Origin of the sequence: Dawidia cretensis, assembly GCF_018598175.1 — a bacterium.
Classification (GTDB): domain Bacteria; phylum Bacteroidota; class Bacteroidia; order Cytophagales; family Cyclobacteriaceae; genus Ohtaekwangia; species Ohtaekwangia cretensis.
Genome location: NZ_JAHESE010000001.1, coordinates 208,840 through 233,909, shown reverse-complemented (window position 1 = coordinate 233,909; position 25,070 = coordinate 208,840). Strand labels below are relative to the sequence as shown.

At 51.0% G+C, this 25,070-nt stretch carries 20 protein-coding genes; 13 read left to right on the top strand and 7 right to left on the bottom strand.

The genetic code is table 11. From position 1 onward, the window contains the following. Nucleotides 1-9 precede the first annotated feature (9 nt). From KK062_RS00995 to KK062_RS00980, 4 genes are all read right to left on the bottom strand, one after another. The gene (locus KK062_RS00995) at nt 10-759 is read right to left on the bottom strand and encodes a hypothetical protein (protein ID WP_254082364.1); all 750 of its coding nucleotides are present in this window, start codon (nt 757-759) and stop codon (nt 10-12) included. A 36-nt stretch (nt 760-795) separates the two neighbouring features. Then, on the bottom strand, nt 796-2,568 hold the full coding sequence (locus KK062_RS00990) for an ABC transporter ATP-binding protein (RefSeq protein ID WP_254082363.1): 1,773 nt from the start codon (nt 2,566-2,568) through the stop codon (nt 796-798). A gap of 126 nt (nt 2,569-2,694) precedes the next feature. Then, complete coding sequence (locus KK062_RS00985) at nt 2,695-3,933, bottom strand: M16 family metallopeptidase (RefSeq protein ID WP_254082362.1); 1,239 nt, start codon at nt 3,931-3,933, stop codon at nt 2,695-2,697. A gap of 21 nt (nt 3,934-3,954) precedes the next feature. Continuing rightward, nucleotides 3,955-6,990 carry a sensor histidine kinase gene (locus KK062_RS00980; protein WP_254082361.1) on the bottom strand — a complete coding sequence of 1,012 codons (3,036 nt, stop codon included), beginning with the start codon at nt 6,988-6,990 and terminating at the stop codon, nt 3,955-3,957. A 121-nt stretch (nt 6,991-7,111) separates the two neighbouring features. On the opposite strand from KK062_RS00980, the gene KK062_RS00975 reads away from it, so the two are divergent. Genes KK062_RS00975 through ytxJ form a run of 3 tightly spaced genes read left to right on the top strand, consistent with a single transcriptional unit; the run spans nt 7,112 to nt 11,800 of the window. Continuing rightward, nucleotides 7,112-9,091 (top strand): alpha-ketoacid dehydrogenase subunit alpha/beta, encoded by a 1,980-nt coding sequence (locus KK062_RS00975; RefSeq protein ID WP_254082360.1) that lies wholly within the window; start codon nt 7,112-7,114, stop codon nt 9,089-9,091. 54 nt (nt 9,092-9,145) lie between these two features. Next, nucleotides 9,146-11,446 (top strand): hypothetical protein, encoded by a 2,301-nt coding sequence (locus KK062_RS00970; RefSeq protein ID WP_254082359.1) that lies wholly within the window; start codon nt 9,146-9,148, stop codon nt 11,444-11,446. A gap of 9 nt (nt 11,447-11,455) precedes the next feature. Further along, nucleotides 11,456-11,800 (top strand): bacillithiol system redox-active protein YtxJ, encoded by a 345-nt coding sequence (gene ytxJ / locus KK062_RS00965; protein ID WP_254082358.1) that lies wholly within the window; start codon nt 11,456-11,458, stop codon nt 11,798-11,800. On the opposite strand, the gene KK062_RS00960 is transcribed toward ytxJ, so the two are convergent. Then, nucleotides 11,790-12,194 (bottom strand): OsmC family protein, encoded by a 405-nt coding sequence (locus KK062_RS00960; RefSeq protein ID WP_254082357.1) that lies wholly within the window; start codon nt 12,192-12,194, stop codon nt 11,790-11,792. The two genes, ytxJ and KK062_RS00960, sit on opposite strands and share 11 nt — an antisense overlap. Before the next feature lie 74 nt (nt 12,195-12,268). On the opposite strand from KK062_RS00960, the gene KK062_RS00955 reads away from it, so the two are divergent. The 5 genes from KK062_RS00955 to KK062_RS00935 all read left to right on the top strand — a co-directional run bounded on the left by KK062_RS00955 (nt 12,269) and on the right by KK062_RS00935 (nt 18,279). Next, the gene (locus KK062_RS00955) at nt 12,269-12,997 is read left to right on the top strand and encodes a hypothetical protein (protein ID WP_254082878.1); all 729 of its coding nucleotides are present in this window, start codon (nt 12,269-12,271) and stop codon (nt 12,995-12,997) included. Nucleotides 12,998-13,314: 317 nt separating this feature from the next. After that, nucleotides 13,315-16,161, top strand: coding sequence for an excinuclease ABC subunit UvrA (uvrA, locus tag KK062_RS00950; RefSeq protein ID WP_254082356.1), 2,847 nt, complete (start codon nt 13,315-13,317; stop codon nt 16,159-16,161). A gap of 35 nt (nt 16,162-16,196) precedes the next feature. After that, nucleotides 16,197-16,445 (top strand): hypothetical protein, encoded by a 249-nt coding sequence (locus KK062_RS00945; protein ID WP_254082355.1) that lies wholly within the window; start codon nt 16,197-16,199, stop codon nt 16,443-16,445. Nucleotides 16,446-16,520: 75 nt separating this feature from the next. Next, entirely contained in the window at nt 16,521-17,579 is a 1,059-nt protein-coding gene (locus KK062_RS00940; RefSeq protein ID WP_254082354.1) for a sensor histidine kinase, read from the top strand. Beyond that, entirely contained in the window at nt 17,557-18,279 is a 723-nt protein-coding gene (locus KK062_RS00935; protein ID WP_254082353.1) for a LytR/AlgR family response regulator transcription factor, read from the top strand. The genes KK062_RS00940 and KK062_RS00935 overlap by 23 nt, the downstream gene beginning before the upstream one ends. Nucleotides 18,280-18,284: 5 nt before the next feature. On the opposite strand, the gene KK062_RS00930 is transcribed toward KK062_RS00935, so the two are convergent. Both KK062_RS00930 and hemW read right to left on the bottom strand, forming a co-directional pair. Next, complete coding sequence (locus KK062_RS00930; RefSeq protein WP_254082352.1) at nt 18,285-18,644, bottom strand: hypothetical protein; 360 nt, start codon at nt 18,642-18,644, stop codon at nt 18,285-18,287. A 65-nt stretch (nt 18,645-18,709) separates the two neighbouring features. After that, complete coding sequence (gene hemW, locus KK062_RS00925; RefSeq protein ID WP_254082351.1) at nt 18,710-19,840, bottom strand: radical SAM family heme chaperone HemW; 1,131 nt, start codon at nt 19,838-19,840, stop codon at nt 18,710-18,712. A 64-nt stretch (nt 19,841-19,904) separates the two neighbouring features. Here hemW and KK062_RS00920 point away from each other — a divergent pair, with 64 nt between their 5' ends. From KK062_RS00920 to porL, 5 genes are all read left to right on the top strand, one after another. Beyond that, a complete protein-coding gene (locus tag KK062_RS00920; RefSeq protein ID WP_254082350.1) occupies nt 19,905-21,008 on the top strand; it encodes a DUF4271 domain-containing protein in 1,104 nt (367 codons plus the stop codon). A gap of 23 nt (nt 21,009-21,031) precedes the next feature. Next, nucleotides 21,032-21,808, top strand: coding sequence for a uroporphyrinogen-III synthase (locus KK062_RS00915; protein WP_254082349.1), 777 nt, complete (start codon nt 21,032-21,034; stop codon nt 21,806-21,808). Between the two features lie 202 nt (nt 21,809-22,010). Continuing rightward, entirely contained in the window at nt 22,011-22,961 is a 951-nt protein-coding gene (locus tag KK062_RS00910) for a PorP/SprF family type IX secretion system membrane protein (RefSeq protein ID WP_254082348.1), read from the top strand. Between the two features lie 126 nt (nt 22,962-23,087). After that, complete coding sequence (porK, locus tag KK062_RS00905; protein ID WP_254082347.1) at nt 23,088-24,176, top strand: T9SS ring complex lipoprotein PorK/GldK; 1,089 nt, start codon at nt 23,088-23,090, stop codon at nt 24,174-24,176. Nucleotides 24,177-24,238: 62 nt separating this feature from the next. Beyond that, nucleotides 24,239-25,060 carry a type IX secretion system motor protein PorL/GldL gene (gene porL / locus KK062_RS00900; protein WP_254082346.1) on the top strand — a complete coding sequence of 274 codons (822 nt, stop codon included), beginning with the start codon at nt 24,239-24,241 and terminating at the stop codon, nt 25,058-25,060. Nucleotides 25,061-25,070 lie beyond the last annotated feature (10 nt).

Here is a 25,070-nt window from a genome sequence, read left to right as displayed (position 1 = left end):
CGAGCGTAGTTAAAAGATATAGCGTAATCCGACTCCTCCTTCCACACGGCTCCACCCTGGATCAAGCTCTACGTCTGTAAAATACTCCAGCTCCATAAAGGCCGAGATAGGCAATTGAAAATAGGAGTATTCAATACCGATGACTGCCTGGGGACCCTGTGTGAAGCGCGAAGTTGAGAAATTTCCCAGATTATTTTGATCATTTGGTCCCGGAAGTCCGCCACTTTCATATACATAATCGTACCGCAACCGTGTATTCTTCCACTCCCAGCCGGCGCCGACATAGAACTGCAGGCCGGGGGATATTACTTTGGCATCGAAGTGGTACAACAGCTTTGCCTCCAGGATAAAGTCGGATTTTACTTTATGGGTGAGGTAGGTGATGCTGGATTCTTCAGCCAAGGTGTCCAGCCGTGTATAGTACGAGCCGAACTGCTGCCGATAGTAGTGGTTATACAAGCCGCTGGCGGGTTTGCCGGCGTCGATGGCCAGGGAGAAGTTTTTGTTGGGATAAAATTTATAGGTCAGGGCGAACGGGTCGCCCAGCTTAAGACCGAGACCGTGATAAGGATATTTGCTGTCTTCGAAGATGGGACATGCGACTTTGGCTTTGGCGCCTTTTACGCGGGCAGCATTGTAATTATAACGGTCGCGGGTATACGAGCTTTTTTTGGTGTTATGCGAGCGCGATCGTTGTGCATGCGCGCCAAAACAAAGCGCGGCAAAAAGGATGAGGAGGGTGGCCTTTTTGAAATACATTGAAGCAAATATAACCGTTTTGCCCCGTTATCGAATTCAAACGAACTCCTTATACTGCATTTTATGGAGCTGTGAGTAATATCCTTCGCGTAACAGCAGCTCTTCGTGGTGGCCGCTCTCTTTAATCTCGCCGTGGTCGAGCACCAAAATCTTGTCCGCGCGCTGGATGGTAGACAGCCGGTGGGCAATGACAATGGAGGTCCGACCGGACATCATTTTAACGATGGCCTGCTGAATCATTTCTTCTGTTTCGGTATCGACGGAAGAAGTAGCCTCATCGAGCACCAAAATTTTCGGATCGTAAACCATGGCCCGGATGAAGGATATGAGCTGACGTTGCCCGACGGAAAGCGTGGCGCCCCGTTCCATAACATTATACGAAAGCTTACCGGGCAGACGATCGATAAACTTGCGTGCACCTACCAGGTCGGCGGCATGCCATACCATCTCTTCTGTTACATCGGGGTTGCCGAGCGTGATGTTGTTAAAGATAGTATCGCTGAACAAAAATACATCCTGCAAGACCACGCCGATGTTGCGCCGCAGTGTGCCCAGGTCGTAGTCGTTGAGGTTTATACCATCCACGCTGATGGTGCCTTTGTTGATTTCGTAGAACCGGTTCAGCAAGTTGATGATGGACGACTTGCCTGCGCCGGTGGCGCCAACCAGCGCGATGGTCTGGCCCGCCCGTATATGCAGGGTTATATCTTTGAGTACATAGTCAGGCTCGTTATAAGCAAACCACACGTGGTCGAAGATCACTTCGCCTTTCAGGTGCGCGGGCTTGTGCGCGCCGTTCTTTTGTACATGCTCTTCTTCGTCGAGCAGGTTCATGATGCGTGATGAGCTTACGATACCCATTTGCAAAGTATTATACCGGTCGGCGATCATCCGGATGGGCCGGAAGAACATCTGAATATACATGATGAATGCAATGAGCTTACCAATGGTGACGCCGGTCTCTTCATAATTGATCACGCCCTTGGCACCATACCACACCAGCAGACCAATGCCTGCCGCCGCAATGATCTCGGCTACCGGATAGTATATGGAGTAATACAACACCGAGCGCAGGTTTGATTGTTTATGCTCATCGTTGATCTCTTTGAATTTTTCAAACTCACGTTTTTCACTGCCAAAGATCTGCACGATGTTCATGCCGGTAATATGTTCCTGCACGAAGGTGTTGAGGTTTGCCACCGCATTTCGCACTTCGGTAAAGGCTACCTTGATCTTTTCTTTGAAGACATACGTGCTGAGCAACAGCAGCGGCAACGTAGATAGGCTCAACAGCGCCAGTCGCCAGTCTTCGTAGAACATAAAGCCCAGAATGAAAATAATCTGCAAGAGATCGCCGGCCATCGCCGCCAGGCCTTCGCTGAAGACATCGGACAAGGTCTCCACGTCGGAGATGGTGCGGGTGACGAGACGACCAATGGGCGTCTTGTCAAAGAAACGCAGGCGCAGGCCGATGATATGTTGATACAGGCGTGCACGGATGTCGCGGATCACTTGTTGTCCGAGCCAGCCCGACAGGTAGGTGTGTACGTATTGCGCAATGGAGTTAATGACGAGCAGCACCATGAGGAGGATCATCATCCGCACCATGGCATCGTAGTTGCCGGCCGCTACATCTTTGTCTAGTGTATATTGAATCAGTACGGGCCGCGTAGGGGCCAGCACGCCCAGCAGCAGGGTTAGCAAAATAACGGTAATGAATCGGCCCCGGTAGGGTGTCATAAACTTCATCAACCGGCTTAGTACTGACCAGTCTATGATATTACCGCTGCTTACTTTTTCCTTCTCCACGGAGTTGCGATGATCTTAAAAAATTGGTGGTGTCTCGCCTAAACGTTACGAGAGCTCTTGTTTGAACGCTGAAAAGCACGCAGATGTTCGCGCGCCCAGGCAAAAAACGCCGGGGCGCGTGTATTTCTAGGATACGGCCTTGTAGTGCAGGGTGCTGGCATTCTCTTCCCGCAATGTATTGGCCGCCACGCGCTGAACATCGGCTGCGGTTACCCGGTTGATGTGGCCGCCTTCTTCGTTCACCAGGTTGGCATCGCCGGAGAGCTTGGAGAAGGCCAGGTTCATGGCGCGGTTCATCACCTCCATTTCGCCAAATTCCAGGCTGGATTCGGCCTGGTTCTTCACCTTTTCAAGCTCCTGCTCCGATACGCCTTCGCGGATGAGCGTGTCGAGAATCTTGTCGACAGCCTGTTCGGCCTGCTCCAGGGTGAATCCTTCGCGCACGCGGCCGCTGATGACAAGCAGTCCGGGATCGATCGTACCGGTGACGAACGAAGAGATCGACGTAAAGATCTCTTGCTCTTTAACAAGTTGCTGGTATAACCGGCTGGATTGACCGCGGCTGAGAATATCGCTCATCAGGTCGGTGGCGTAATAGTCTTCGTGAAAACGTCCCGGCATGTGCCACGCTTTGTAGAGGGCGTTGGCGGGGACTTTGGCTTCTGTCGTCTCCACACGCTTGCTACTTTGACGAGGCTCTGCGGGCAACTGCCGTGACCGGCCCCTGCCGGAGGGAATGGGGCCGAACCATTTTTCTGCAAGCTCTTTGACTTGCTCGAGCGTAACGTTACCTGCTACGACCAGAATGGCATTGTTGGGTACGTAGTGTGTAAAGAAAAATTCCTTTACATCTTCCATCGTAGCGTCTTCGATGTGGCTGATCTCTTTGCCGATGGTGGCCCATTGGTACGGGTGATGGTGATATGCCAGCGGGCGAAGCTTAAGCCACACGTCGCCGTACGGCTGGTTGAGATACCGCTGTTTAAACTCTTCGATTACAACCTTGCGTTGCACCTCGAGTACTTTGGGGTCGAAGGACAGGCTCAGCATGCGATCGCTTTCAAGCCAGAAACCCGTCTCGAGGTTAGCAGAGGGCAAGGTGAGGTAATAGTTGGTGATGTCGGTGTTCGTAAAGGCGTTATTCTCGCCACCGACCCGCTGCAGCGGTTCGTCGTAGTTGGTAATGTTGCCGGAGCCACCAAACATAAGGTGCTCGAACAAGTGGGCGAAGCCGGTTTTTTCGGGACGTTCGTCGCGGGATCCAACGTCGTATAATATGTTCATGACGGCGATCTGTACGGTATGGTCCTCGTGGACGATCACGCGTAGGCCGTTTGAGAGGGTAAATTCGTTGAATGTGATCATGTGGCGCCAAAAATAACAAGATCAGCGGAATTCCGTCGGGTTTAACACCGGCAGTGTGATGACGAAGGTGGTGCCCTCGTCCAGCTTGGAGCGCGCCTCGACGGTTCCGCCCAACTTCAGAACGGATTCTTTCAGGATGTATAAGCCCAGGCCCGAGCCTTGTGCCTGCTCGCTGGCGCGGTAGAACATGTCAAAGATGTGCGCAAGGTGGTGATCGTCAATGCCCCGGCCATTGTCTTGCACCACGATGGTGTACTGGGTGGACGTGGCCGTGAGCGAAATGCGGACCGTGGGCTCGCGGTCGCCGCCAAACCAATGAAATTTAATGGCGTTGGAAATGAGATTGTTGAGAATGATTTTGAGCCGCACGACGTCGGCTACAATGGGCAGACCTCCCGTGCCGTCTTCCACCTCAAATTTAATCTTGCCATAGTTGGGCGCATACTGATGGTCGAGCAACAGGTTTTGCACAAAGACGGTAAATAAAAATGTCTCAGGCTTTACGGGCATACGCGTATTGCGCGAATAGCTCACCACTTCTTCGATAAACTTTTCCAGCTTGCGAATGCTGCGTTCCATCATGTCGAGGTATTGCTCGTGGTTGGCGATGGACTTGTCCATGCGCGCCACCATGATCAACCCGAGTACGGATTTTAGTGGCGCACTGAGGTCGTGCGATGCACTGTATACAAAGCGGTCCAACTCGGCGTTACGTTGCAGCAACTCCTCGTTTGCCTTCTGTAAATCCACTGTTCGTTCTTCAATGAGGTCGTGCAAATATGTCTTGCGTTTTTTCATGATGGCTGCGCTCACGGCGTAAGAGATCCAGGCGATCATGAGCGCAGTAAGCAGGACCAGGAAAATGAACTCAGCTTTTTGCCAGTACGGTTTGCCGATCGTCACGGTCATTTCCGTAGGCCGGCTCCACCCAAGCCCCGTATTTTTTTTCGCACGCACCTGCAGTGTATGGCGGCCTGCTGATAAATCGGAGAGCGTAAGGGTGTGATCGTGCATGGAGTGCCACACACTATCGCTATCCAATCGCCACTGCATGTTGATCTTGTTTTCGGGAAAGGTGATAGGCGAGAACATGAGGCTTATGAACGCGCCGTACGGCACTTGTAAGCCGTCGCGAAAGCGCCGTGTCACACCGTTTACACTGGCGTATGTACAGAATGGTTGTGCGGTGGTGGCATTTGTGCGAATGGATTTCGCGGCCAACGCAAGACCAAACGACGTGCCGATCCAAAGTCGATTGTACTGGTCCGCGAGAATGCCGTGGTCGGTGATGGTGTTGGACGGGAGGCCGGTGTTTTCGTCGTATAGCCAGAGATCGCCAGTCACAACATCGTAGCGCATGAGCCCATACGAGTTGGAGAAAAGTATATAGCGATCGTCGAGTGTCTCAACCGAGCTGACGGACGAGCCGGTGAGTGGCTCGCCGAGGTCAATGCGTTGGGTAGTGTGTTGGTCGTAACGCAGCAATCCCTCCGTGGATGCCAGCCAGATGACATCGTTCTGTACAGCCAGATCGTGGATATTCAGATCGCTTTCAGTGGGGAAGTCTACAGGGAGGCTGACGTTTTTAAACGTGTCGGCATCGTGAGGTTTGTAGAAAAGGTATCCGCCCACGCCACTCGATGCCAGGTATATACCGTTCTTGCCTTCGCGGACCACGTTTATCTGACTTTGTTTCAGCAATGGCACGTCGTAATAACGCAACGAAAAATCTTTAGTCGACATCACTTTTACACGGCGGGCGCGACCCTGGCTAAGCCAGATATTCTGACGCTTGTCGATAAACACGTCGGAGATAAAGCCCCCTTCTTTTGCAAAATCCCAACGTTTTTTCAGCTTGTCGTTTTGAAACAGCAACACCTCGGATGCCGTACTGGCCCACAGGCCGCCATGAGCACTGAATTGTAATGCCTGGAAGTATCCGTCGCGATTAAAATAGAGCATTCGGTGTTCCCATTCACCGTCAGGCCCGTGATACAATTCCAGTAATGCTTCTTTAGAGCAGTAATATAACACATCGCGTTTGGGGTCGTGGGCCATGCCTTCGATGAAGTGGGCCTGTGCTCGCAAGTCAATGACCTGGAACTGATTTTTTTGCACCAACACCAGTCCTTTGTCAGACGCTACCCATAAGTCATTTTCTTTACTACTGAAGATGGCGCTGGCGCCGATAAAAGAATAGGGCAGTCTTTCGGCTTCTTCGTACCGGCTGCCCGGTACTCTATACACGTCCGCGTTAAAGGTACAGACCCAAAGGGCGTCGGAAGTGCGGAGCAGGTAGGAGCAATTGTATGCCGACAGGACACGTTGCTGGTACTGAATCTCGCCGTCGCGAAGGATGGCTTCATATAACCCGTCGCCCGCCGCGACGAGTAATTTGCCGTTCTCGAAGAGCACGTGACTGGAATGACCCGGTAATGTTTGTCGCAGTTGCACGAAGGTATCGTCGACTTCATCAAAACGGAACACTTTTCCGGCATACCCGACCGCATAAAAGTTGCCATCCTGGTCTTCAAAAAAGTTATAGGAGCGTATAAATACCGGCGATCGATTTTCAGCACCGAAGTCGTAGCGCTTCATGGTTTTGCCATCAAACCGCACGGCAGCTTGGGTCTCCGCAATCCAGATGTCTTCGTGACGGTCTTCGTAGAGTGTCTTACCGTACCAAATGGTGGTATCGGTGGGATTACGCGTACCGCGCAGCAACGAATGGAAGATAACAGTGTCTACCTGATTTTTGATTTCGATCAGGTCGAGGTCGGCAATGGCGAGAAGCCTGCCTTTGCGGGTCGTGAGGAAACCTTTGGCATATTGACTGCGCAGCGCAGACCGGTACGTGGTGAAGCGTAGCCCGTCGTATTTAACAATGCCGTCGTCGGTGGCGATCCAGAAAAAGCCTAAGGAGTCCTGGGCAACGGCTTTTATGACGTCGCTGGGTAAGCCTTGTTCTACGCGGTATTGATGAAAGCGATACTCCTGTGCAGACAGGTCCATGACAACGAGCAAGAAAACCAGGAGGAGTGGTAGTCGGGTCAGCATGTAGCGGGATCGGAGATAAAGTTAATAGTTTCTTTATAACAATGGGCCTCTATGCTTTAGAAGATTTGCGTGCTGATGGTAAGTCAAAAACTCGGTTAACTTTGCGCCACCAGAAACCACTATGCAGTTCGATCGCCAAAAAATCTCTGACAGCGTTCTGAAGAAGCTGTACGAAAACTTGTTATTGCCCCGCCTGATTGAAGAGAAGATGCTCATTTTGCTGCGGCAAAATAAAATCAGCAAATGGTTTAGTGGCATTGGCCAGGAGGCCATCGCTGTCGGGGTGACACTAGCACTGACCCCCGGCGAGTATATTTTGCCCATGCACCGCAACTTAGGGGTGTTTACGGGCCGCAATATACCCTTCCACCGGCTGTTTGCTCAATGGCAGGGTACACTGACGGGGTATACCAAGGGTCGTGACCGCTCTTTTCACTTTGGCTCGCGCGAGCACCACATCGTAGGTATGATCTCGCACCTGGGGCCGCAGAACGGTGTGGCCGATGGCATTGCGCTGGCCAGCCAATTGCGGCAGGAAGGAAAGGTCACAGTCGTCTTTAACGGCGATGGTGGCACGAGCCAGGGCGATTTCCACGAGGCCCTAAACGTAGCGGCAGTATGGGACCTGCCCGTGATCTTCATCGTAGAGAATAACGGTTACGGTTTGTCTACTCCCAGCCGTGAGCAGTTTCGCTGTGAAAGCTTTACCGACAAAGCCATTGGCTATGGCATGGAAGGGGTGCAAGTTGACGGCAATAACGTATTGGCAGTATACAGCACCGTGCAGCGCCTGGCAACGCATATGCGCAAACACCCGCGACCAGTCTTGTTGGAGTGTATGACCTTCCGGATGCGGGGCCACGAAGAGGCGTCGGGGACAAAGTATGTACCGCAAGAACTGCTGGACACCTGGGCGAAGAAGGACCCGTTGGAGAACTATGAAAAGTACCTGGTGCAAAGCGGCGTAATCGATGAAGGTTATATCGCCGCGCAACGTAAACGTGTAAAACAAGAAATCGAAGAAGGCATTGCGATAGCGTCTCAGGAAAATCATCCCGTTGCCCAGACCGGGCAGGAGCTGGACGATGTATATGCTCATTTTGAGCAAGTGGTCATTTCGCCCGCGTCCGAAAAGAAATCCGAAAAACGTTTTATCGATGCCATCAGCGACGGCCTGCGGCAAAGCATGGAGCGCTTTGATAACCTGGTGCTGATGGGGCAGGACATCGCAGAATATGGTGGTGTCTTTAAAATCACCGAGGGCTTTGTAGAGCGCTTCGGCAAGCAACGTGTGCGAAATACACCTTTGTGTGAGTCGGCGATTTTGGGCGCCGGTTTAGGCCTGTCGGTAAAAGGTATGAAGTCGATGGTGGAGATGCAGTTTGCCGACTTTGTAACAGAGGGGTTTAATCAAATTGTAAACAACCTGGCGAAGACCCATTGGCGGTGGGGCCAGCCGGCTGACGTGGTGGTGCGCATGCCTACCGGTGCCGGTACGGCGGCAGGGCCCTTTCACTCGCAAAGCAATGAAGCCTGGTTCTTTCACACCCCCGGGTTAAAAATAGTATACCCTTCAAATCCCTACGATGCGAAAGGGTTGTTGTGTGCAGCACTGGAAGACCCGAACCCGGTGATGTATTTTGAGCATAAGCTGATGTATCGTTCCCTGAAAGAATTTGTGCCGGACGACTATTATACTATAGCGATCGGCGAAGCGAAGTTGCTAAGCGAGGGCACAGACCTGGGCATTATTACGTATGGAATGGGCGTACACTGGGCGCAACAAACGCTGGCGAACCTTCCGCACGTACACGCATCGATACTGGATTTGCGCACGCTGCTGCCCTGGGACAAAGAAGCGGTGGCGACATTGGTAAAGAAGACTAACCGGGTGATCATCCTGCACGAAGATACCTTGACAGGGGGCGTAGGCGCGGAAATCGGCGCCTGGATCAGCGAGCATTGTTTCCGAGACCTGGACGCGCCGGTGGTTCGGGTGGCCAGCTTGGATACGCCCATTCCATTTGCCCCGACGCTGGAAGATAATTTTTTACCGAAAAACAGGCTGATCGGCGCCATCGAAACGTTACTTACCTACTAAAGTAGAGGGGTATCACAAATTTCAATTATCTTGGCCTGTTTCTTTCGCCATTTTTTGAACGTAGCTACAAGAAATACTGCATTTTCCAGGCCTGCCACCAAGTTGGTGCTGCTGATGGCCTTGCTGTTGCTGCTGGCGGCCCCGGTATTGGCCCAAAATACCAAAGGGGACCGGCCGGGATCATCCCAGGGAGGGCAGCGCCGCGAAAGCCGTTTCAAAAGCACGTTCCGGAAAAAGAATAAAGCCTCTAAAAAACAGCCTACCTATAATAATCGAGCGGCAACCCGCAGCCGGTCGCGTTCCAGCTCGGCCCGCAGTCGGGACAAAGTCGGAAAAGCGTCTGGCAATGTATTGCGTCGTCAACCGCCCAAGCCCAGCGGCACGCAACGTGCCTGGCAGGGTGACATTACACACCGCCGCATTCGCGGGCGGAACAGTAGCAGCGCCTCGCGCAACAACGTACATCCGCAGACCGGGCGTTATGTCACACGCCATCCGTCCAGCCGCGGCCGTGTCGGCGGTGGTGTCGTTTCAAATCGGGCGACGGTGGCAAGGGCAAGCGCTTCGTCAGGACCGCGATCTACGCCGCCACGCAGACGCAAGGTGAAACCAAGGTCGGCATCGCGGCCGTTCATGGCCCGGAAGAGCTTAAATGTTTACGCCAATTTTCCACGACCCAAGAAACGAACGGAGCGTGCACAGACCACAGACCTTGCCGGCCAGCCATTACGTCGACGTAACTATGAGTCGCCCCGGCCCGGAGTAAGCGCACCCGTCAAAACATTTTCCGGTAAAAGGCGCGTGGGTGAACGCCCGTATCGCGGGCCCGCCGCAGGCAGCTATCGTTCGGCCACCAACACGCGGCCGAAGGCCTGGACCGGCGATATTGCCGGACGACGAATTCGTGGTAAAAATTTCACCAGCAAAAAACGTACAGAGGGAATGCCGATCTTATATACCGGGCGTCGTAAGAAAGCGCGGTATGGCGATCGCCGGTATAGTGGCGCCATTCCCGGCGGCGGCGCGCGGTCCGCTACGCGGTCGCGTACAGGGAAGACGCCCGTACAAGGTCGTGCGCCGGGCATCGGCGCATTGGGTGTTGGGAATTATAAAGGAGATGTGAAAGGCCGCCGCAGAGCAAAAGGTGGGGGTAGTGTGAGCGGCAGATTGTGGAACAACAATGGTTCGGCTGTTGCCGGGCGTCAACCGCGCGAAACTCGTCCCGGTACTTTCCAGGGTAATATCAAAGGTCGTCGCCAGGCGAAAGGCGGTGGTAGCGTGAGCGGAAGGTTGTGGAACAACAACGGTACGGCAGTGGCCGGACGTCAACCCCGGGAGACCCGCTATGGTAAATTTCAGGGCAACGTGAAGGGGGGTCGCCCGATGAAAGGTGGCGGTAGCGTAAGCGGACGTCTGTGGAACAACCGGGAGTCGGCAATTGCCGGCCGCACGCCGCGAGAAACACGCTACGGAAAATATCAGGGTACATTAAAAGGCGGTCGCCCGCTGAAAGGTGGCGGTAGCGTAAGCGGACGTCTGTGGAACAACCGGGAGTCGGCGATTGCCGGCCGTGCGCCGCGCGAAACGCGCTATGGCAAATATCAAGGCACACTGAAAGGCCGCCGGCCGTTGAAAGGTGGCGGTAGTGTAAGCGGTACGTTGTGGAACAACGATGAAACGCCGTTGGTGGGTCGCGTGCCGAAACCCGAGGCGCATAAGATCAATGGCTATCCCGGCAAGATGAAGCGTTTCTCGGCCAGCCCGGGTTTTGGCGATCAGGGAGAAGAGTTTACGGGATACATCCGCTTGCCTCGCCTGCGCAAGGGGTACATCCGCAATGAAAAAGCGCACGAGGATGCGTTGCTGAAAAAGCGTCCGAGCGTAGCGGTCGACCAGGTATATGGTTTGCAGATACCCGTGAAAACGCGGCGCTACGTCAAAAATAAAAATGCTGCCGAAGATGCTACGCCTAAGTTGTCGCCTACCAAAGCCACCAAGGCGGTGGGCGAGCTGCAAGTGAAAGTCAAGCAGTATCGCTACGTGCGGAATGGCAGCAGTGCAGAAGATGCGCTGAAGGTGCGCGAGCCGGGAAAAGCATTTGCACGGTCAACCGACTATCAGGGCAACATCAAGATGAAGAAGTACACCCTGTTTGATAAAAGGGGCTTGCATCCGGATGCGAAGTTTGTCAAGACAAACAAAAACAATGTTGATAGCGAACGTGACATGCTCACGAACTTTAAGCTATGGTGGTCGCGTTTATTCAGAAAAGAAGAAACACAGCCCGACCACCTGAAAGACAAGGGGCATAAGCCGCGGTACGACAAAGGGGAAGCGGGGCTGTGGTATGAATAACGCACCACTATGAATTGGGAAAAATTGACCTCACTGGACCAGCTGGAAGCGATCCGAAAAGAATCGATCGAGAGACCAGTCCTTATTTTTAAACATAGCACCCGTTGCTCGATTAGCAGAATGGTATTAGAGCGGCTAGAGCGGAACTGGGATGTGCAGGAAATGGATTCACATGTGAAGCCATATTTCCTCGACCTGATTTCCTATCGTCAGATCTCCAATCAAATCGCTACGCTTTTTGAAGTTGAGCACGAATCCCCCCAAATTCTGATCATCCGCGACGGCGCGTCGGTATACGATCGCTCACACATGGCGATCGACTACCAACAAATACGCAGTACGGTTAAAAATTAAACGCGATGGTTTGAACGACCGTGTCGGAAAGGCTTAGGCCTACAGGACAGGTCATCGCAGCACGTTTTAGTTTTTCTTTTTGAACGTCCGTAGCGACCAGTGAAGGGTGTGTAAACACAATCTTGACTTCCGCTATTTTACGCGGGTCGGCACCCATGATTTTGGTGATCTCGGATGTGAGGCCCGTCAGGTCAATTCCCTCGCGATTGGCCAGAATGCCCATGAGGGTCATCATGCAACTGTTCAGCGAGGCGCAAGTCAGGTCGGTTGGGCTAAATGCTTCGCCACGGCCGTTGTTATCGGGTGGTGCATCGGTAACGATTGTATTGCCTGATTTGAGATGTTTTACGCTTGTCCGTAAAGATCCTTCATAAATTCCAGTCATGGAAACCATATCGAATAACTTGGGGTTAGTATTTGCGTTAGGTAATTAAAAGTTTAAATTTAATCCAAAGTATCTTTGTGAGGATGTTGCGTCTGGATAAGATCTCCCTATTAGTGGCCTTTACGTTGGTGGCGATTGTGGCAAATGCACAAACGCAAGATAGCTATGATTATCAATCTGAGTTTACGTGGGGGATCAATAAAAATACGGCAGGGGGGCTCATCGGGGGCCTGGTTTTCAAAAAAGCACGTAAGCTGAGCGACCGCGTGCTGGAAACGTACGGTCTGGAGATCATGAATGTGAAGAATCCACAAGAAGTACGCACGAGCTCACCCAACACCGGCAACTTCTTTATTCTCGGAAAAAAGAATTATCTCTATGCCCTCCGCCTGCAATACGGACGCGACTTTATCTTGTTCAAAAAAGCGCCGCAGCAAGGGGTGGAAATCAAGGCCATTTTTGCAGCAGGTCCGACTATCGGCATCGTGGCCCCATATTACGTGGAGTATAGCGTAGACAACACCTCGTTTGTAACCAATACCGCGCAGTACGACACCAACATTGGTATCACGTCTATCTTTGGTACTGGCCGTTTGTTCCAGGGCATTGACGAGTCGAAGATTGCTCCCGGCGCCAACATAAAAGCTGCGCTTAACTTTGAGCTGGGCACGATTAAAAGCCAGGTGACAGGCTTTGAAGCAGGATTTCTGCTCGATGCCTACACCGAAAAAGTGGAGCTGATGGCGGCTGCCAAGAACTATGCATTTTACCCGACGCTGTTTATTACTCTGTTTTACGGCAGTCGGAAATAATATTTGCCAGTGGGGCATGAGGGAAGGCTATCCTGGAAAGGATGGCCTTCCTGTTTTTCTGACATACAGTGCCGGATGCGCCGGGGATGTCCTAGACTTAAGCTAGTATTGAGCTAGGGTTAAGCTAGTGATATCCTAGATCTAAAGCACTAGGAAAACAGATGGGTATGTCCATCGGTAAGCATGGTGGTCGCACAGACAGCCGGACACATCCCCGGCGGAATTTGAAGAAAGATCGTACGATTCCGATTTTTTCATTTTGCGGGAAACGATCGGCGCGGCATTTTTGTATTTCTCATTATTGGTAAGTTCAATTCATGGCGAAAGCAACAGAAAAAAAGATCCAGGACCAGACCGGTCATGAGTATATCGAAGTAATCGGGGCCCGTGAGCATAACCTGAAAAACATCAACGTTAGCTTTCCGCGTAACAAGTTAGTTGTCATTACCGGCATCAGCGGCAGCGGAAAGTCTTCACTTGCCTTTGATACCATCTATGCCGAAGGACAACGCCGCTACATGGAAAGCTTTTCTGCGTACGCGCGGAGCTTCCTGGGCAACCTCGAGCGGCCGGACGTTGACAAGATCAACGGCCTGAGCCCCGTTATTTCCATCGAACAAAAAACTACGTCGCGGAATCCACGCTCCACCGTGGGTACTGTAACAGAGATATACGATTTCATGCGTTTGTTGTACGCGCGGGCCGGCGAAGCTTTTTCGTATCTGTCGGGCGACAAGATGGTGCGTCAATCGGAAGAACAAATTCTGGATGCGATCATCACAACGTTGAAAGGTAAAAAGTTGGTGCTTCTGGCGCCGATCGTCAAAGGGCGTAAAGGTCACTATCGTGAACTCTTCCAGCAGATCCGGAAGTCGGGTTACACCAAAGTGCGGATAGATGGCGAGGTGCAAGAGATCACGGCCAAGATGCAGGTGGACCGTTACAAAATACACGACATCGAAGTGGTGATGGACAGGATCGTGGCCGATCCCAAAGACAAACACCGCATCGGGCAGTCAATCGCCAAATCGCTGAAAGAGGGCAAGGGCGTTATCATGGTGATGGAAGAAGGTGGCAAGGTGCATCATTTCTCCAAATTCCTGATGGACCCTAAAACGGGTCTGTCGTATGATGAGCCGGCGCCGAATACATTTTCTTTCAACTCCCCGTACGGAGCATGTCCCACGTGTAACGGGTTGGGACAGATCGAAGAGATCACGGAAGATTCGATCATGCCCGACAAGAAGTTGAGCATAAGCCGTGGTGGTATTTTGCCGCTGGGTGAGTACCGCGACATTTGGATCTTTAAGAAGATCGAGTCGATGCTGAAGCGTCACAAGCTGACGTTGTCGACACCGGTCAAAGATATACCCAAGGAAGTTATCAAGGTAATGCTCTATGGCGACGATACACCCGTGCCGGTTGCCTCGGTAAAATATCCGGGCACGGACTGGAACGTGCGCTTTGAAGGCATCATCAACTTTCTCGAGAAACAACGCGACGAAGGGTCGGAATCTATGCGAAAATGGGTGGAAGATTTCACCGTCGTTCGGACATGCCCGGAATGTAACGGCGCGCGTTTGAAGAAGGAGTCGTTGCATTTTAAGATCGACGACAAGAACATTGCTGAGCTGGCGGTGCTTGACATCCAATCCTTGAAAAAATGGTTTGAGGGTTTAGAAGGAAGACTCAATGCCAAGCAGAAGGTAATTGCCACGGAGGTGTTGAAAGAGATCCGGAAGCGCATCGGCTTTTTGCTGGATGTCGGCCTGGACTACCTGAACCTCAATCGACCCATTCGCACGCTGAGTGGTGGTGAGTCGCAACGTATCCGATTGGCAACACAAATCGGTACACAGTTGGTAGGGGTGCTATACATTCTCGACGAGCCCAGCATTGGGCTACATGCACGCGACAACGTTAAACTGATCAAAGCACTGCAAGACCTGCGCGACATTGGTAACAGCGTGGTCGTGGTGGAGCATGACAAAGACATGATGTTAGCGTCGGATTATATACTCGACATCGGCCCGGGGGCCGGCCGTCACGGTGGTCACGTCGTGGCCGCGGGCGATCCGAAAACGTTTTTGAAGAACGACAGCACCACGGCCAAGTTCCTGAGCGGCAAGATCGGTATACAATTCTCCAAGGACAGACGCAAAGGCAGTGGCGAGAAGCTGGTACTAACGGGTGCTTCAGGTAACAACCTGAAAGACGTTACACTCGAGATACCGCTGGGCACGCTCACCTGTATATCGGGTGTCTCGGGCAGTGGTAAGTCTACACTGATCCATGAAACACTTTTTCCGATCCTCAATCGTCACTTCTATAACTCGCGCACAGAGCCGCTGTCGCATAAAAAGATGGAAGGGCTTGAGCATATCGACAAAGTGATAGAAGTAGATCAGTCGCCTATTGGCCGCACACCGCGTTCGAACCCGGCTACTTATACGGGGGTGTTCAGCGACATTCGCGACCTGTTTACACAGATGCCGGAGTCGAAGATCCGTGGGTATAAAACCGGTCGGTTCTCATTTAATGTAAAGGGTGGCCGGTGCGAAACATGCGAAGGAGCAGGATTACGTCTCATTGAAATGGAGTTTCTTCCGGACGTATACGTACCTTGCGAAACTTGTAAGGGGAAGCGGTATAACCGGGAGACGCTGGAAGTGCGATTTAAAGGGAAGTCGATCAGCGACGTGTTAGATATGACGGTGGAGGAAGCGATCACGTTCTTTGAGAACCAGCCGAAGATTTTGCGCAAGATCCAAACGCTTGGCGAAGTGGGTCTGGGTTATATTTCCCTGGGACAACATGCTACGACACTTTCGGGCGGAGAGGCACAACGCGTGAAGTTGGCAACAGAGCTGTCGAAGCGCGATACCGGTAAGACCATGTACATCCTGGATGAGCCTACCACAGGATTACACTTCCAGGATATTGCGCACTTGCTCGATGTGTTGCAGAAACTCGTCGACAAGGGCAATACGGTATTGGTAATCGAGCACAACCTTGACGTTATCAAGTCGTCGGACCACGTCGTCGACCTGGGGCCGGAAGGTGGCGCAAAAGGGGGCAAGATCATCGCCAAGGGCACCCCCGAGGAGATAGCCAAAAATACCACCGGCTATACGGGTAAGTTCCTCAAGGCCGAGTTGAATTAACACGTGATAATAATCGATTTCCACACAGTATCAACATGATAGCACGCGTACGACCGTACCTGGTCAGTTTCCTTTTCTTTTTGGTGGGAGTCTACCACGTATACACCGGAGATCTGCTCGAAGCATCTTTGTATATATTGGCCAGCCTGGCCTTTGCATTTAATTCCATGGCCGCCGAGCCAAATCTGATAGCGTATAAAAAAACGATCGTGACCATTACCTGGTCGTTGATTATTGTGACAGGCCTACTTTTCTTATACCTCCTGCAGTTTAAATACCTGTAGATCCGCCACCCACATAAATTTGGGATGCCGGATGCCCGCGATTTGCGTATATTTTGAACTTTTCGCAGAGGCGATATGGTAAATAAGCACAGATTGTATTGGACATTACAAACCGGCGGATGGTTGTTTTACGCCGTTGTCCAGATTGTCTTCAGCTTCTTTGCTTCCGACGGCTTTGCGACGCGCCGCATTACGTTCCTGTTGTTCGAGGCTTTTTTATGCCTCATGATCACACACTTATTCCGCTTGTTCCTGAACCGCTGGCGGTGGTTATACCTGCCCATGCCCAAGCTCATCCCGGGTGTATTTGTGGCGGTGATTTTGATGGGCGTGACGGTATATTTTTTACGTATACCCGTCAATTTGATTCTGGGTCGATTATTTGATCCGCGCACTGCGTTTGACCCGGCACAAATCCTTGGGCAGACGTCCTTTTATGCGATCGTATTCTTCCTGTGGTCGGTGTTTTATTTTACGTATCACTATTTTGACCGGTATAATAAATCACTGAAGTACGAGGCGTCGATGATCGAGATCGAGTTGAACAACCTCAAGTCGCAACTCAACCCGCATTTTATTTTTAATGCTTTAAACAGCATTCGCGCCCTGGTGGACGAAAACCCCTCGAAGTCCAAGCAGGCCATCAACCAGCTCGCCAATATTTTGCGCAATAGCCTGGCGATGGACAAGAAAGGGCTTACTAAGTTCGACGACGAGATGCGGTTGGTGCGGGATTACCTCGGCCTGGAAAGCATTCGCTTTGAGGAGCGGCTCAAGACGGAGTTCGACATCCATCCGCAATCGCAAAACTTTTTGGTGCCGCCGCTGATGATTCAGACGCTGGTAGAGAACGGGATCAAGCACGGAATTTCAAAACTTACGCAAGGTGGCGTGATTCAGGTGAAGACATCTGTTGATAATAACCGTTTGAAGGTCCATATTCGCAATACAGGACACCTGGTGCAGGGGAACAAGCGCAAGGGAGGTCTGGGGTTGAAAAATACCATGCAGCGCTTAAAACTGATCTATGGGGACGAGGCATCGTTCCGGATTGTAAATGAAAACGATAATTTTGTACTGACAGAAATAATCATTCCTCAAAATTTTACCTATGAGAGCATTAATCGTGGATGATGAGCGCCTGGCGCGAAAAGAGCTAATGAAGTTGTTGGAAGATCATCCGATGATCGAAGTAGTGGGTGAGGCGGCTAACGCCGACGAGGCGACGCAGCTGGTAAATGATCTGAATCCCGACCTGTTGTTCCTGGACATTCAAATGCCCGGAAAGACAGGCTTCCAGCTGCTCGAAGAATTGGATGCTGTGCCACTGGTTGTGTTCACGACTGCCTATGACGAGTTTGCGATCAAGGCTTTTGAAGTAAATGCGCTGGACTATCTGCTCAAGCCCATTCAACCGGAACGGCTACTGGAAACGGTCTCGAAACTTGCCGAGAAGGAGCGGGCCAAGATTGCCGCCATTCGCGGGCCGGAGAAAAAGCTGGGTCTGAACGACCAGGTGTTTGTAAAAGACGGCGACCGCTGCTGGTTTGTGAGCCTTTCGAATGTGCGCCTGTTCGAGTCAGACGGTAACTACATCAAAGTATATTTTGATGCCAACCGGCCGATGATTCACAAGTCGTTGAATGCACTGGATGAAAAGCTTGACGAACGCGCTTTCTTCCGGGCGAGCCGCAAGCACATCGTAAACCTGAGCTGGGTAGAAGGCATTGAGCCGTGGTTCAACGGGGGCCTGATGGTAAAACTTCGTGGCGGGGATAAGGTTGAAGTAAGCCGTCGGCAGGCGGCCAAGTTTAAAGATATGATGAGCCTGTAACGGGCTCAGGCTAACACAAGCTCGATCAGCTCTTTCTGGACGTTCCAATCTTTGGCAAGTTTCAGCATGGCCGTGGCCTCCATTTCGGTCACGTAGCCCTTGAGGTTATTTGCCTGCCAAACCATATTGATTAGCTCCACGCGCTTTTCTTTGGGATAGTCGCCGATGATCTCGTTCAGATAATCGCGGGCGCGGTCGAAAGAGGTGAGATAATCCAGCGCTACAAAATCCAGCGCCCACTTGTATTCATCCTGGGCTTCCAGCTCGCGCGCGGTTTTCTCCAAATCGTTTTTTTCTATGTCGTCCAGACCGTGGTAGTGAAAGATCACTGCCTTGAGCAACATATACACTTTTTTTTCTTCCATGGGTCTCCGATAGGGAACGGTCGTGAAAATTACGAAACTTCCGGCTTGGCAGTTGCGGCGCGGTTTTATTTTGTCGCAAATAAGTCGGCCGCGATCTTGTCGGCCAGCATTTTGCCGCGCCTGGTGAGACGCATGGTATCGCCAGACACGATGGCCAGATTTTCAGAACAGAGTGTATTCAGGTAGGGGCCGTGCAGGGCCTGCAGGTCGTACTGAAGCTCCTGCCGCAGCTTCTGCAGATCCGCGCCCCACGATGTACGCAGGGTGGTTAACAGGTACTCGTTTATGACATCTTCCGGCGTCAGCACTTCGCGTGTAAACGGTATTTTATCCTCTTGCAGCCCGCGCAAATAGAGATGGTTGTTCGCGACATTGTGCTGCCGGCTATGGCCGTCATAGGAATGGGCGCTTGGGCCAATGCCCAGGTATTTTTTTTGTTGCCAATAGCTGCTATTGTGACGCGAATAATATCCAGCCCGTGCAAAGTTCGACACTTCGTATTGCTCATAGCCGGCGGCGTCCAACATCTCCACCAGCATCTCCAACTGCGCCGCCGCGAGATCATCTTCTACGGCTTTCAGCTTGCCAGTGGCCGCCCACTTGCCAAACGCAGTCTTTTCTTCAATTGTGAGGGAGTAGGAAGAGATGTGTTCCGGCGCAAAAGACAGTGCGCGCCGTATATTTTCCCGCCACGTCTCCAGCGGCTGCCCGGGAATGGCATAGATCAGGTCGAGACTGATGTTGTTGAAGCCTGCGGCACGCGCTTGCTCCAAGCACTGCTGGGCGGTCGAGGCGCTGTGTGCGCGATGTAAGAAATGCAATACCTGATCATCAAACGACTGAATGCCGATGCTCAGGCGATTGACACCGGCGGCACGCAAGGCCACCAGTTTTTCAGCGTGGAGGTCGTCGGGATTGGCTTCCAGCGTTATTTCACCCGCCGGCGCCAGGGCGAAGTTTTTGGCAACGGTCTGTAACAGCATTTCTATTTCTGCCACGGACAGCAGCGAAGGCGTGCCCCCGCCGAAATACACGGTCCCGACCGGTTCTCCCCCCAGGTACGACTTCTGGAGTTCCAACTCGCGTACCAGCGCACCGACCATTTCTCCCTTTTTCTCCTGATTCGTGGAAAAATGAAAGTCACAGTAGTGGCATGCCTGTTTGCAAAAGGGAATGTGAAAATAGATTCCAGCCATATTCGTGTGGCAAACTTACGGGCATTTCGGGATATGAGACCAATTCTGAATATTTTTGAGCCGTATGATGAGCGTAAAAAAACTGGTCCTCTTTAGCTGCCTGGCATGTCTACTCACAGTACAGGCCGCTGCGCAGCAGTATGCTGTCCGCAAGGATTTCGCATCCGAGTGGACCTACTTTGAGGAGGGCAGATACGAGGCTTTTACCGGAAACGAGAAGGTGTCGACGGTTTACTTCCGCGTGGATGCCGGTAAATTTCAACACGATCTCCTGGCGGTGAGCAGCCCCCAGCCGTTCAACCTGTTCATCGACGGCAAGCTCGCCGGTACCGGCACGCGGTTGCACCTCGACATCGACAGCCTGGCGGGTATTTTTTCGCCGTCGTTTACGGTGGCCATTCGTCAGAAACGCATCTGGCAGGAGGATCTCAGCACCCGGGTGCTGACGCGCGCCCCGCAGAAGGCCAGCACAGAAGAACAATTGGTGCTACGCAACACTTCCTTTCGCGACTTCGCCATCGTCGGGTTGCTGGTGTTGGTAATGCTGGTAATCACCATCATTCGCCTGAACCCCAAGTTGGCTTCAGATTATTTTTCGGTTATCAAAATATTTTCGATGCGTGAAATGGACGACAGTCAGGTATACACGCGTATCACCAGCAGCACGAATATTCTGTTTTATATTTTCTGCAGTATGATGCTGGGGTATTACCTGATGATCATTTTTCATTTTCTGCCCACAGAATATACGACAGCCTTGCTGTTTAAAGCAGAGAATTTTCCCATGGCGATGCTGCAATGGCTGGAATTAAGCCTGATTGTGCTGGGAATCTTCTTTGTGAAGATGACGCTGGTGTACGGATTAACGAGCTTATTCGGTGTGCCCGAAGCGGCAGGCACACATTTTTTCAATTGGGTACGTGTGCTGTTGGTGGTGTTTGGAACCGTTACGATCATCATGTCAGGGTACTTCATCATGCATGGGCAGCATGCCGGTTTTTTCTACGGCCTGCTGCAGTTTTTCGGATGGACCCTTGTTGTTTGGATGGTGCTGATCATTTTCAAGTTAAGCAGCAAAATGAGCCACTCGTTGTTTCATTTATTTTCGTACATTTGTGCTACCGAATTGATACCCTTTTTGATAACATTAAAGGTACTGTACAATTAGCCTGAATTCGTTTACGTGTTGATATGAGTGAAATTGCTACTGACAGGATGCGCAAAGTAAAAAGCATTCTGGTGACCCAAGAAGCTCCGGCTGATGCGAACTCTCCCTACTTGAAGTTGGCTGAAAAGTATAACCTTAAAATCGATTTCCGCCCGTTCATTCAGGTGGAGCCGGTACCTGTCAAAGAATTTCGCAAGCAGAAGATCGACATCTTAAACCATACGGCCATCATTTTCACCAGCCGTAATGCCGTCGACCATTTCTTCCATATCTGTCAGGAACTAAAACTCGAGATGCCCCCGGAGATGAAGTATTTTTGCATCTCGGAGCAGACGTCCAACTACCTGCAGAAATACATCGTGATCCGTAAGCGCAAAATCTTCACGGGTTTGAAGACGGCTCAAGATCTGCTGGAGATCCTCAAGAAGCACAAAAACGAGAAATACCTTTTCCCCTGCTCGGATATCCGTAAAAATGACATCCCTGATTTTTTAAGAGAAGGTGGATACAATTACACGGAGGCCATCATTTACCACACGGTAGCTGCCAACTTATCGGACCTGAAAGAAGTGTTTTACGATATTCTGGCATTTTTCAGCCCTTCTGGCATCAACTCCCTTTTTGTCAATTTCCCTGAATTCAAGCAAAATAACACCCGCATAGCGGTTTTTGGCCCGACAACGGCCAAGGCTGTACGCGATGCCGGCCTTATTTTGGACATTGAAGCACCCCTGCCGAACGCGCCGTCAATGACGGGTGCACTCGAGCTCTATATAAAAAAGGCGAACGGAATTAAGTAGCACATTTTCAGTTCTTTCAGCGGAACGAAACGGTTTTCGGCGTTTTGGGTGTTTTGATATGCCCGCATGAACGGGTAGTTTTTTTGAATAACTCGTTCATCCTTTGAATTTTACAAAGTGACCTTTTTTATTACACTTTAATTACATTAGATTGACTGTGTCGTAAAAAAGCGCTTACTTTAAATTCTACTTTTTAACCTTAATGCTGAAAAAGACTTTTTATACCCTCCTGTTGGCCCTGGCTGGATCCGGTGTTTTTGCTCAGCAAGATCCCCTGTTCACGCAGTACATGTTTAATAACTTATACATGACTCCTGCGTACGCTGGTGTAGACGGTGTAACGAGGCTCACAGCAGTACACCGTAGCCAATGGCTCGGGTACCAGTCAAGCTTCAATGATGGTGGCGCTCCCGTAACACAGATGGTAAGCTTCAACACACCCATCTTCAAACTGCGCAGCGGGTTTGGTGCTTACGTCATGAACGATAAGCTTGGACCGCAAAACAACCTGGAAGCACAAGCGATGTACGCGTATCACCTGGGTATTAAAGACACGAAACTTAGCTTAGGTATCAAAGCAGGTATATACTCGCAAGCGATTGATTGGGAAGTATACCGTGCGACGAATCCCGATGACCCGCTGTTGAAGCACGGCAAAGAGTCGCAGATTCGCCCGGACCTGGGCCTGGGCGCGTTTTACCGTACGGAAAAATATTATCTCGGTATTGGTTTTAACCACTTGTTGCGTTCTGAATTTGATTTTGGTGAAGATGGTGTGCGCAGCGCATTGGAAAACCACATCAACTTTACCGGCGGCTACTTTTATGACGTAAGCTTTGATTTACGTGTACAATTTAGCACAGCCGTTCGCTCGGATTTGAATCGTACGCAGATAGATTTTGCAACGATTGGCTATTTGAAAGATACGATGTGGGGAGGCCTTGCGTTTAGACAAGGAGAGGCCGGTAGCTTACTGTTAGGATATGCACTTTTAAAAGATAAATCACTCAAGTTAGGTAGTGGCATTGACTTCATCGTCAAAGACCGTGATGCCAAAGATAATTTTTCGCTTGAGTTCATGCTGAGTTATGAATTACCTGTCAATCCGGGCAGCGGCAAAAAAGTCGTTCGAACCCCTCGCTACAGGCATTAAGCGGCACTGAGTTTGGTATTTTTAAGATTTTAATGAATTTGCATTTACTTTCTTCAAAAAAATAAAGCTGATACAATTAACTTTCGTCCTCTAAAAATTCACCGTAGACAAACCTGAGATAGCAGTATGAATAAGGTTCTTTCAAAAGTAGTGTTAGTGCTTTCGGGCGCAGTGGCCAGTGCTTGTGGCCTCCTGGGTCTTGGAGGTGGTAAAGGTGGCGGAAACGATCAGGGTGAACTCGTCGGAGTTCCCGGCCGCGAAGGTTGGGTGATGACAATTCCCTACGGGATGGTTCCGATTCCCGCTGGTACGTTTCACATGGGTCAGGCAGACGAAGATCCTGCATCCACTCAAATCAACTTCAACAAGCAGGTAACCATCGGTTCGTTCTTCATGGACGATACAGAAATTACCAACAACGAGTACCGTCAATTCACAAACTTCTTCCTGGTAGACAACGGTACCATTGAAGGCTTCGAGACAGTCGATGCTGAAACGTTCCGTCAGAAATATTATCCCGATACTGCCGCCTGGGTGCGTGACTTTGCTCACCACATGGGTGACCCTATTCAGGACTACTACTACTGGCACCCGGGTTACGACGACTACCCGGTTGTGGGTATCAACTGGGACGCTGCTGTTTTCTTTGGAAAATGGAGAACTGCTTACCTGAACGACTACCGCAAAAGTGTAGGCGATTTCCAAATGCCTGCCTTCCGTCTGCCGTCTGAGGCAGAATGGGAATATGCCGCCCGTGGCGGCCGTGACATGGCCAAATATCCCTGGGGTAACCCGTACATCCGTAACTCTAAAGGATGTATGCTGGCAAACTTCAAACCTGGCCGTGGTAACTTCTATGATGATGGTTTTGCCTACACATCTCCTGCAATGTCCTATTTCCCCAACGACTTCGGTCTGTTCGACATGGCAGGAAATGTTTCAGAATGGTGTTTAGATGACTTCAACCCTGCTTCTGTACCGACCGTGTGGGACTTGAACCCGCAGTACATCGATCCGAGAACCAACCCGGAGAGCTCAGCTTACAACCCACGTGTTCCTCCTAAGAAAGTGGTACGCGGTGGTTCCTGGAAAGATGTGGCTTACTACCTCGAAACAGGCACACGTACGTATGAATTCAAAGACTCAACGCGCGCTTATATTGGGTTCCGCTGTGCAATGACCCACTTAGGCCGCTCGTCAGGTCAGGAATTTTAACAATCAGAAACTCTATTCTATTTTTTAATATCAAAAGGCAAAAAACTTAAACCATTACTAAAATGAGCAAGAAAAAAGGCGGATTTGCCGAACTTCTCTTCAAGACCATAATGCCCAAAGTTTATGGTATTGGTGCGGCAGTTGTAATCGTGGGTGCGTTATTTAAAATTCTTCACTTGACCGGTGCTGACCAGATGCTGATGATCGGTCTCTTGACAGAGGCTGTGATCTTCTTCCTGAGCGCATTCGAGCCGCCTCACCAGGAACCAGATTGGTCAAAAGTATATCCTGAACTTTCTGAAGACTACGAAGCTCCTACTACTTCGCCTCGTATCTCTAATAAACCTGCTGGCGCTTCTTTGTCTCAGCAACTGGATGCTTCACTTGAGAAAGCGAAGATCGGTCCTGAGCTGCTGGATAGCCTCGGCAAAGGCCTGAACAACCTGGCTGAGTCTGCTAAGAAAATGTCGACTCTTTCTGACGCTGCTGTCGCTACAAACGACTATGCAAACAACGTGAAGAAAGCTTCTACACAGCTGGTGGAAATGAACAAGTCTTACGATACTGCTATCAAGGCTGTGTCCAGCATGTCTGAAGCATCGAAAGACGCTGGTGAGTACCACTCACAAGTTCAGAAAGTAACGAAGAACCTCGCTGCCCTGAACTCAGTATATGAGATGGAGCTGAAGGACGCCGACAGCCACGTGAAGAATATGAACAAGTTCTATGAAAGCCTGACAGGTGCTATGCAAGGTCTGTCGAAGGTTGGTGACAACACCGCTAAATTCACATCAGAACTTGGTAAACTTTCTGATAACCTGACTGCCCTGAACAAAGTGTACGGCAGCATGCTGACGGCCATGAAAGGTGGCGGACAGAATTAATACGATTGAC

Bases quoted from the DNA above. Each gene is read 5' to 3' on its own strand.
- KK062_RS00995 (WP_254082364.1), bottom strand. From the start codon at position 759: ATGTATTTCAAAAAGGCCACCCTCCTCATCCTTTTTGCCGCGCTTTGT.
- KK062_RS00985 (WP_254082362.1), bottom strand. From the start codon at position 3,933: ATGATCACATTCAACGAATTTACCCTCTCAAACGGCCTACGCGTGATC.
- KK062_RS00980 (WP_254082361.1), bottom strand. From the start codon at position 6,990: ATGCTGACCCGACTACCACTCCTCCTGGTTTTCTTGCTCGTTGTCATG.
- KK062_RS00975 (WP_254082360.1), top strand. From the start codon at position 7,112: ATGCAGTTCGATCGCCAAAAAATCTCTGACAGCGTTCTGAAGAAGCTG.
- ytxJ (WP_254082358.1), top strand. From the start codon at position 11,456: ATGAATTGGGAAAAATTGACCTCACTGGACCAGCTGGAAGCGATCCGA.
- KK062_RS00960 (WP_254082357.1), bottom strand. From the start codon at position 12,194: ATGGTTTCCATGACTGGAATTTATGAAGGATCTTTACGGACAAGCGTA.
- KK062_RS00955 (WP_254082878.1), top strand. From the start codon at position 12,269: ATGTTGCGTCTGGATAAGATCTCCCTATTAGTGGCCTTTACGTTGGTG.
- uvrA (WP_254082356.1), top strand. From the start codon at position 13,315: ATGGCGAAAGCAACAGAAAAAAAGATCCAGGACCAGACCGGTCATGAG.
- KK062_RS00945 (WP_254082355.1), top strand. From the start codon at position 16,197: ATGATAGCACGCGTACGACCGTACCTGGTCAGTTTCCTTTTCTTTTTG.
- KK062_RS00940 (WP_254082354.1), top strand. From the start codon at position 16,521: ATGGTAAATAAGCACAGATTGTATTGGACATTACAAACCGGCGGATGG.
- KK062_RS00935 (WP_254082353.1), top strand. From the start codon at position 17,557: ATGAGAGCATTAATCGTGGATGATGAGCGCCTGGCGCGAAAAGAGCTA.
- KK062_RS00930 (WP_254082352.1), bottom strand. From the start codon at position 18,644: ATGGAAGAAAAAAAAGTGTATATGTTGCTCAAGGCAGTGATCTTTCAC.
- hemW (WP_254082351.1), bottom strand. From the start codon at position 19,840: ATGGCTGGAATCTATTTTCACATTCCCTTTTGCAAACAGGCATGCCAC.
- KK062_RS00920 (WP_254082350.1), top strand. From the start codon at position 19,905: ATGATGAGCGTAAAAAAACTGGTCCTCTTTAGCTGCCTGGCATGTCTA.
- KK062_RS00915 (WP_254082349.1), top strand. From the start codon at position 21,032: ATGAGTGAAATTGCTACTGACAGGATGCGCAAAGTAAAAAGCATTCTG.
- KK062_RS00910 (WP_254082348.1), top strand. From the start codon at position 22,011: ATGCTGAAAAAGACTTTTTATACCCTCCTGTTGGCCCTGGCTGGATCC.
- porK (WP_254082347.1), top strand. From the start codon at position 23,088: ATGAATAAGGTTCTTTCAAAAGTAGTGTTAGTGCTTTCGGGCGCAGTG.
- porL (WP_254082346.1), top strand. From the start codon at position 24,239: ATGAGCAAGAAAAAAGGCGGATTTGCCGAACTTCTCTTCAAGACCATA.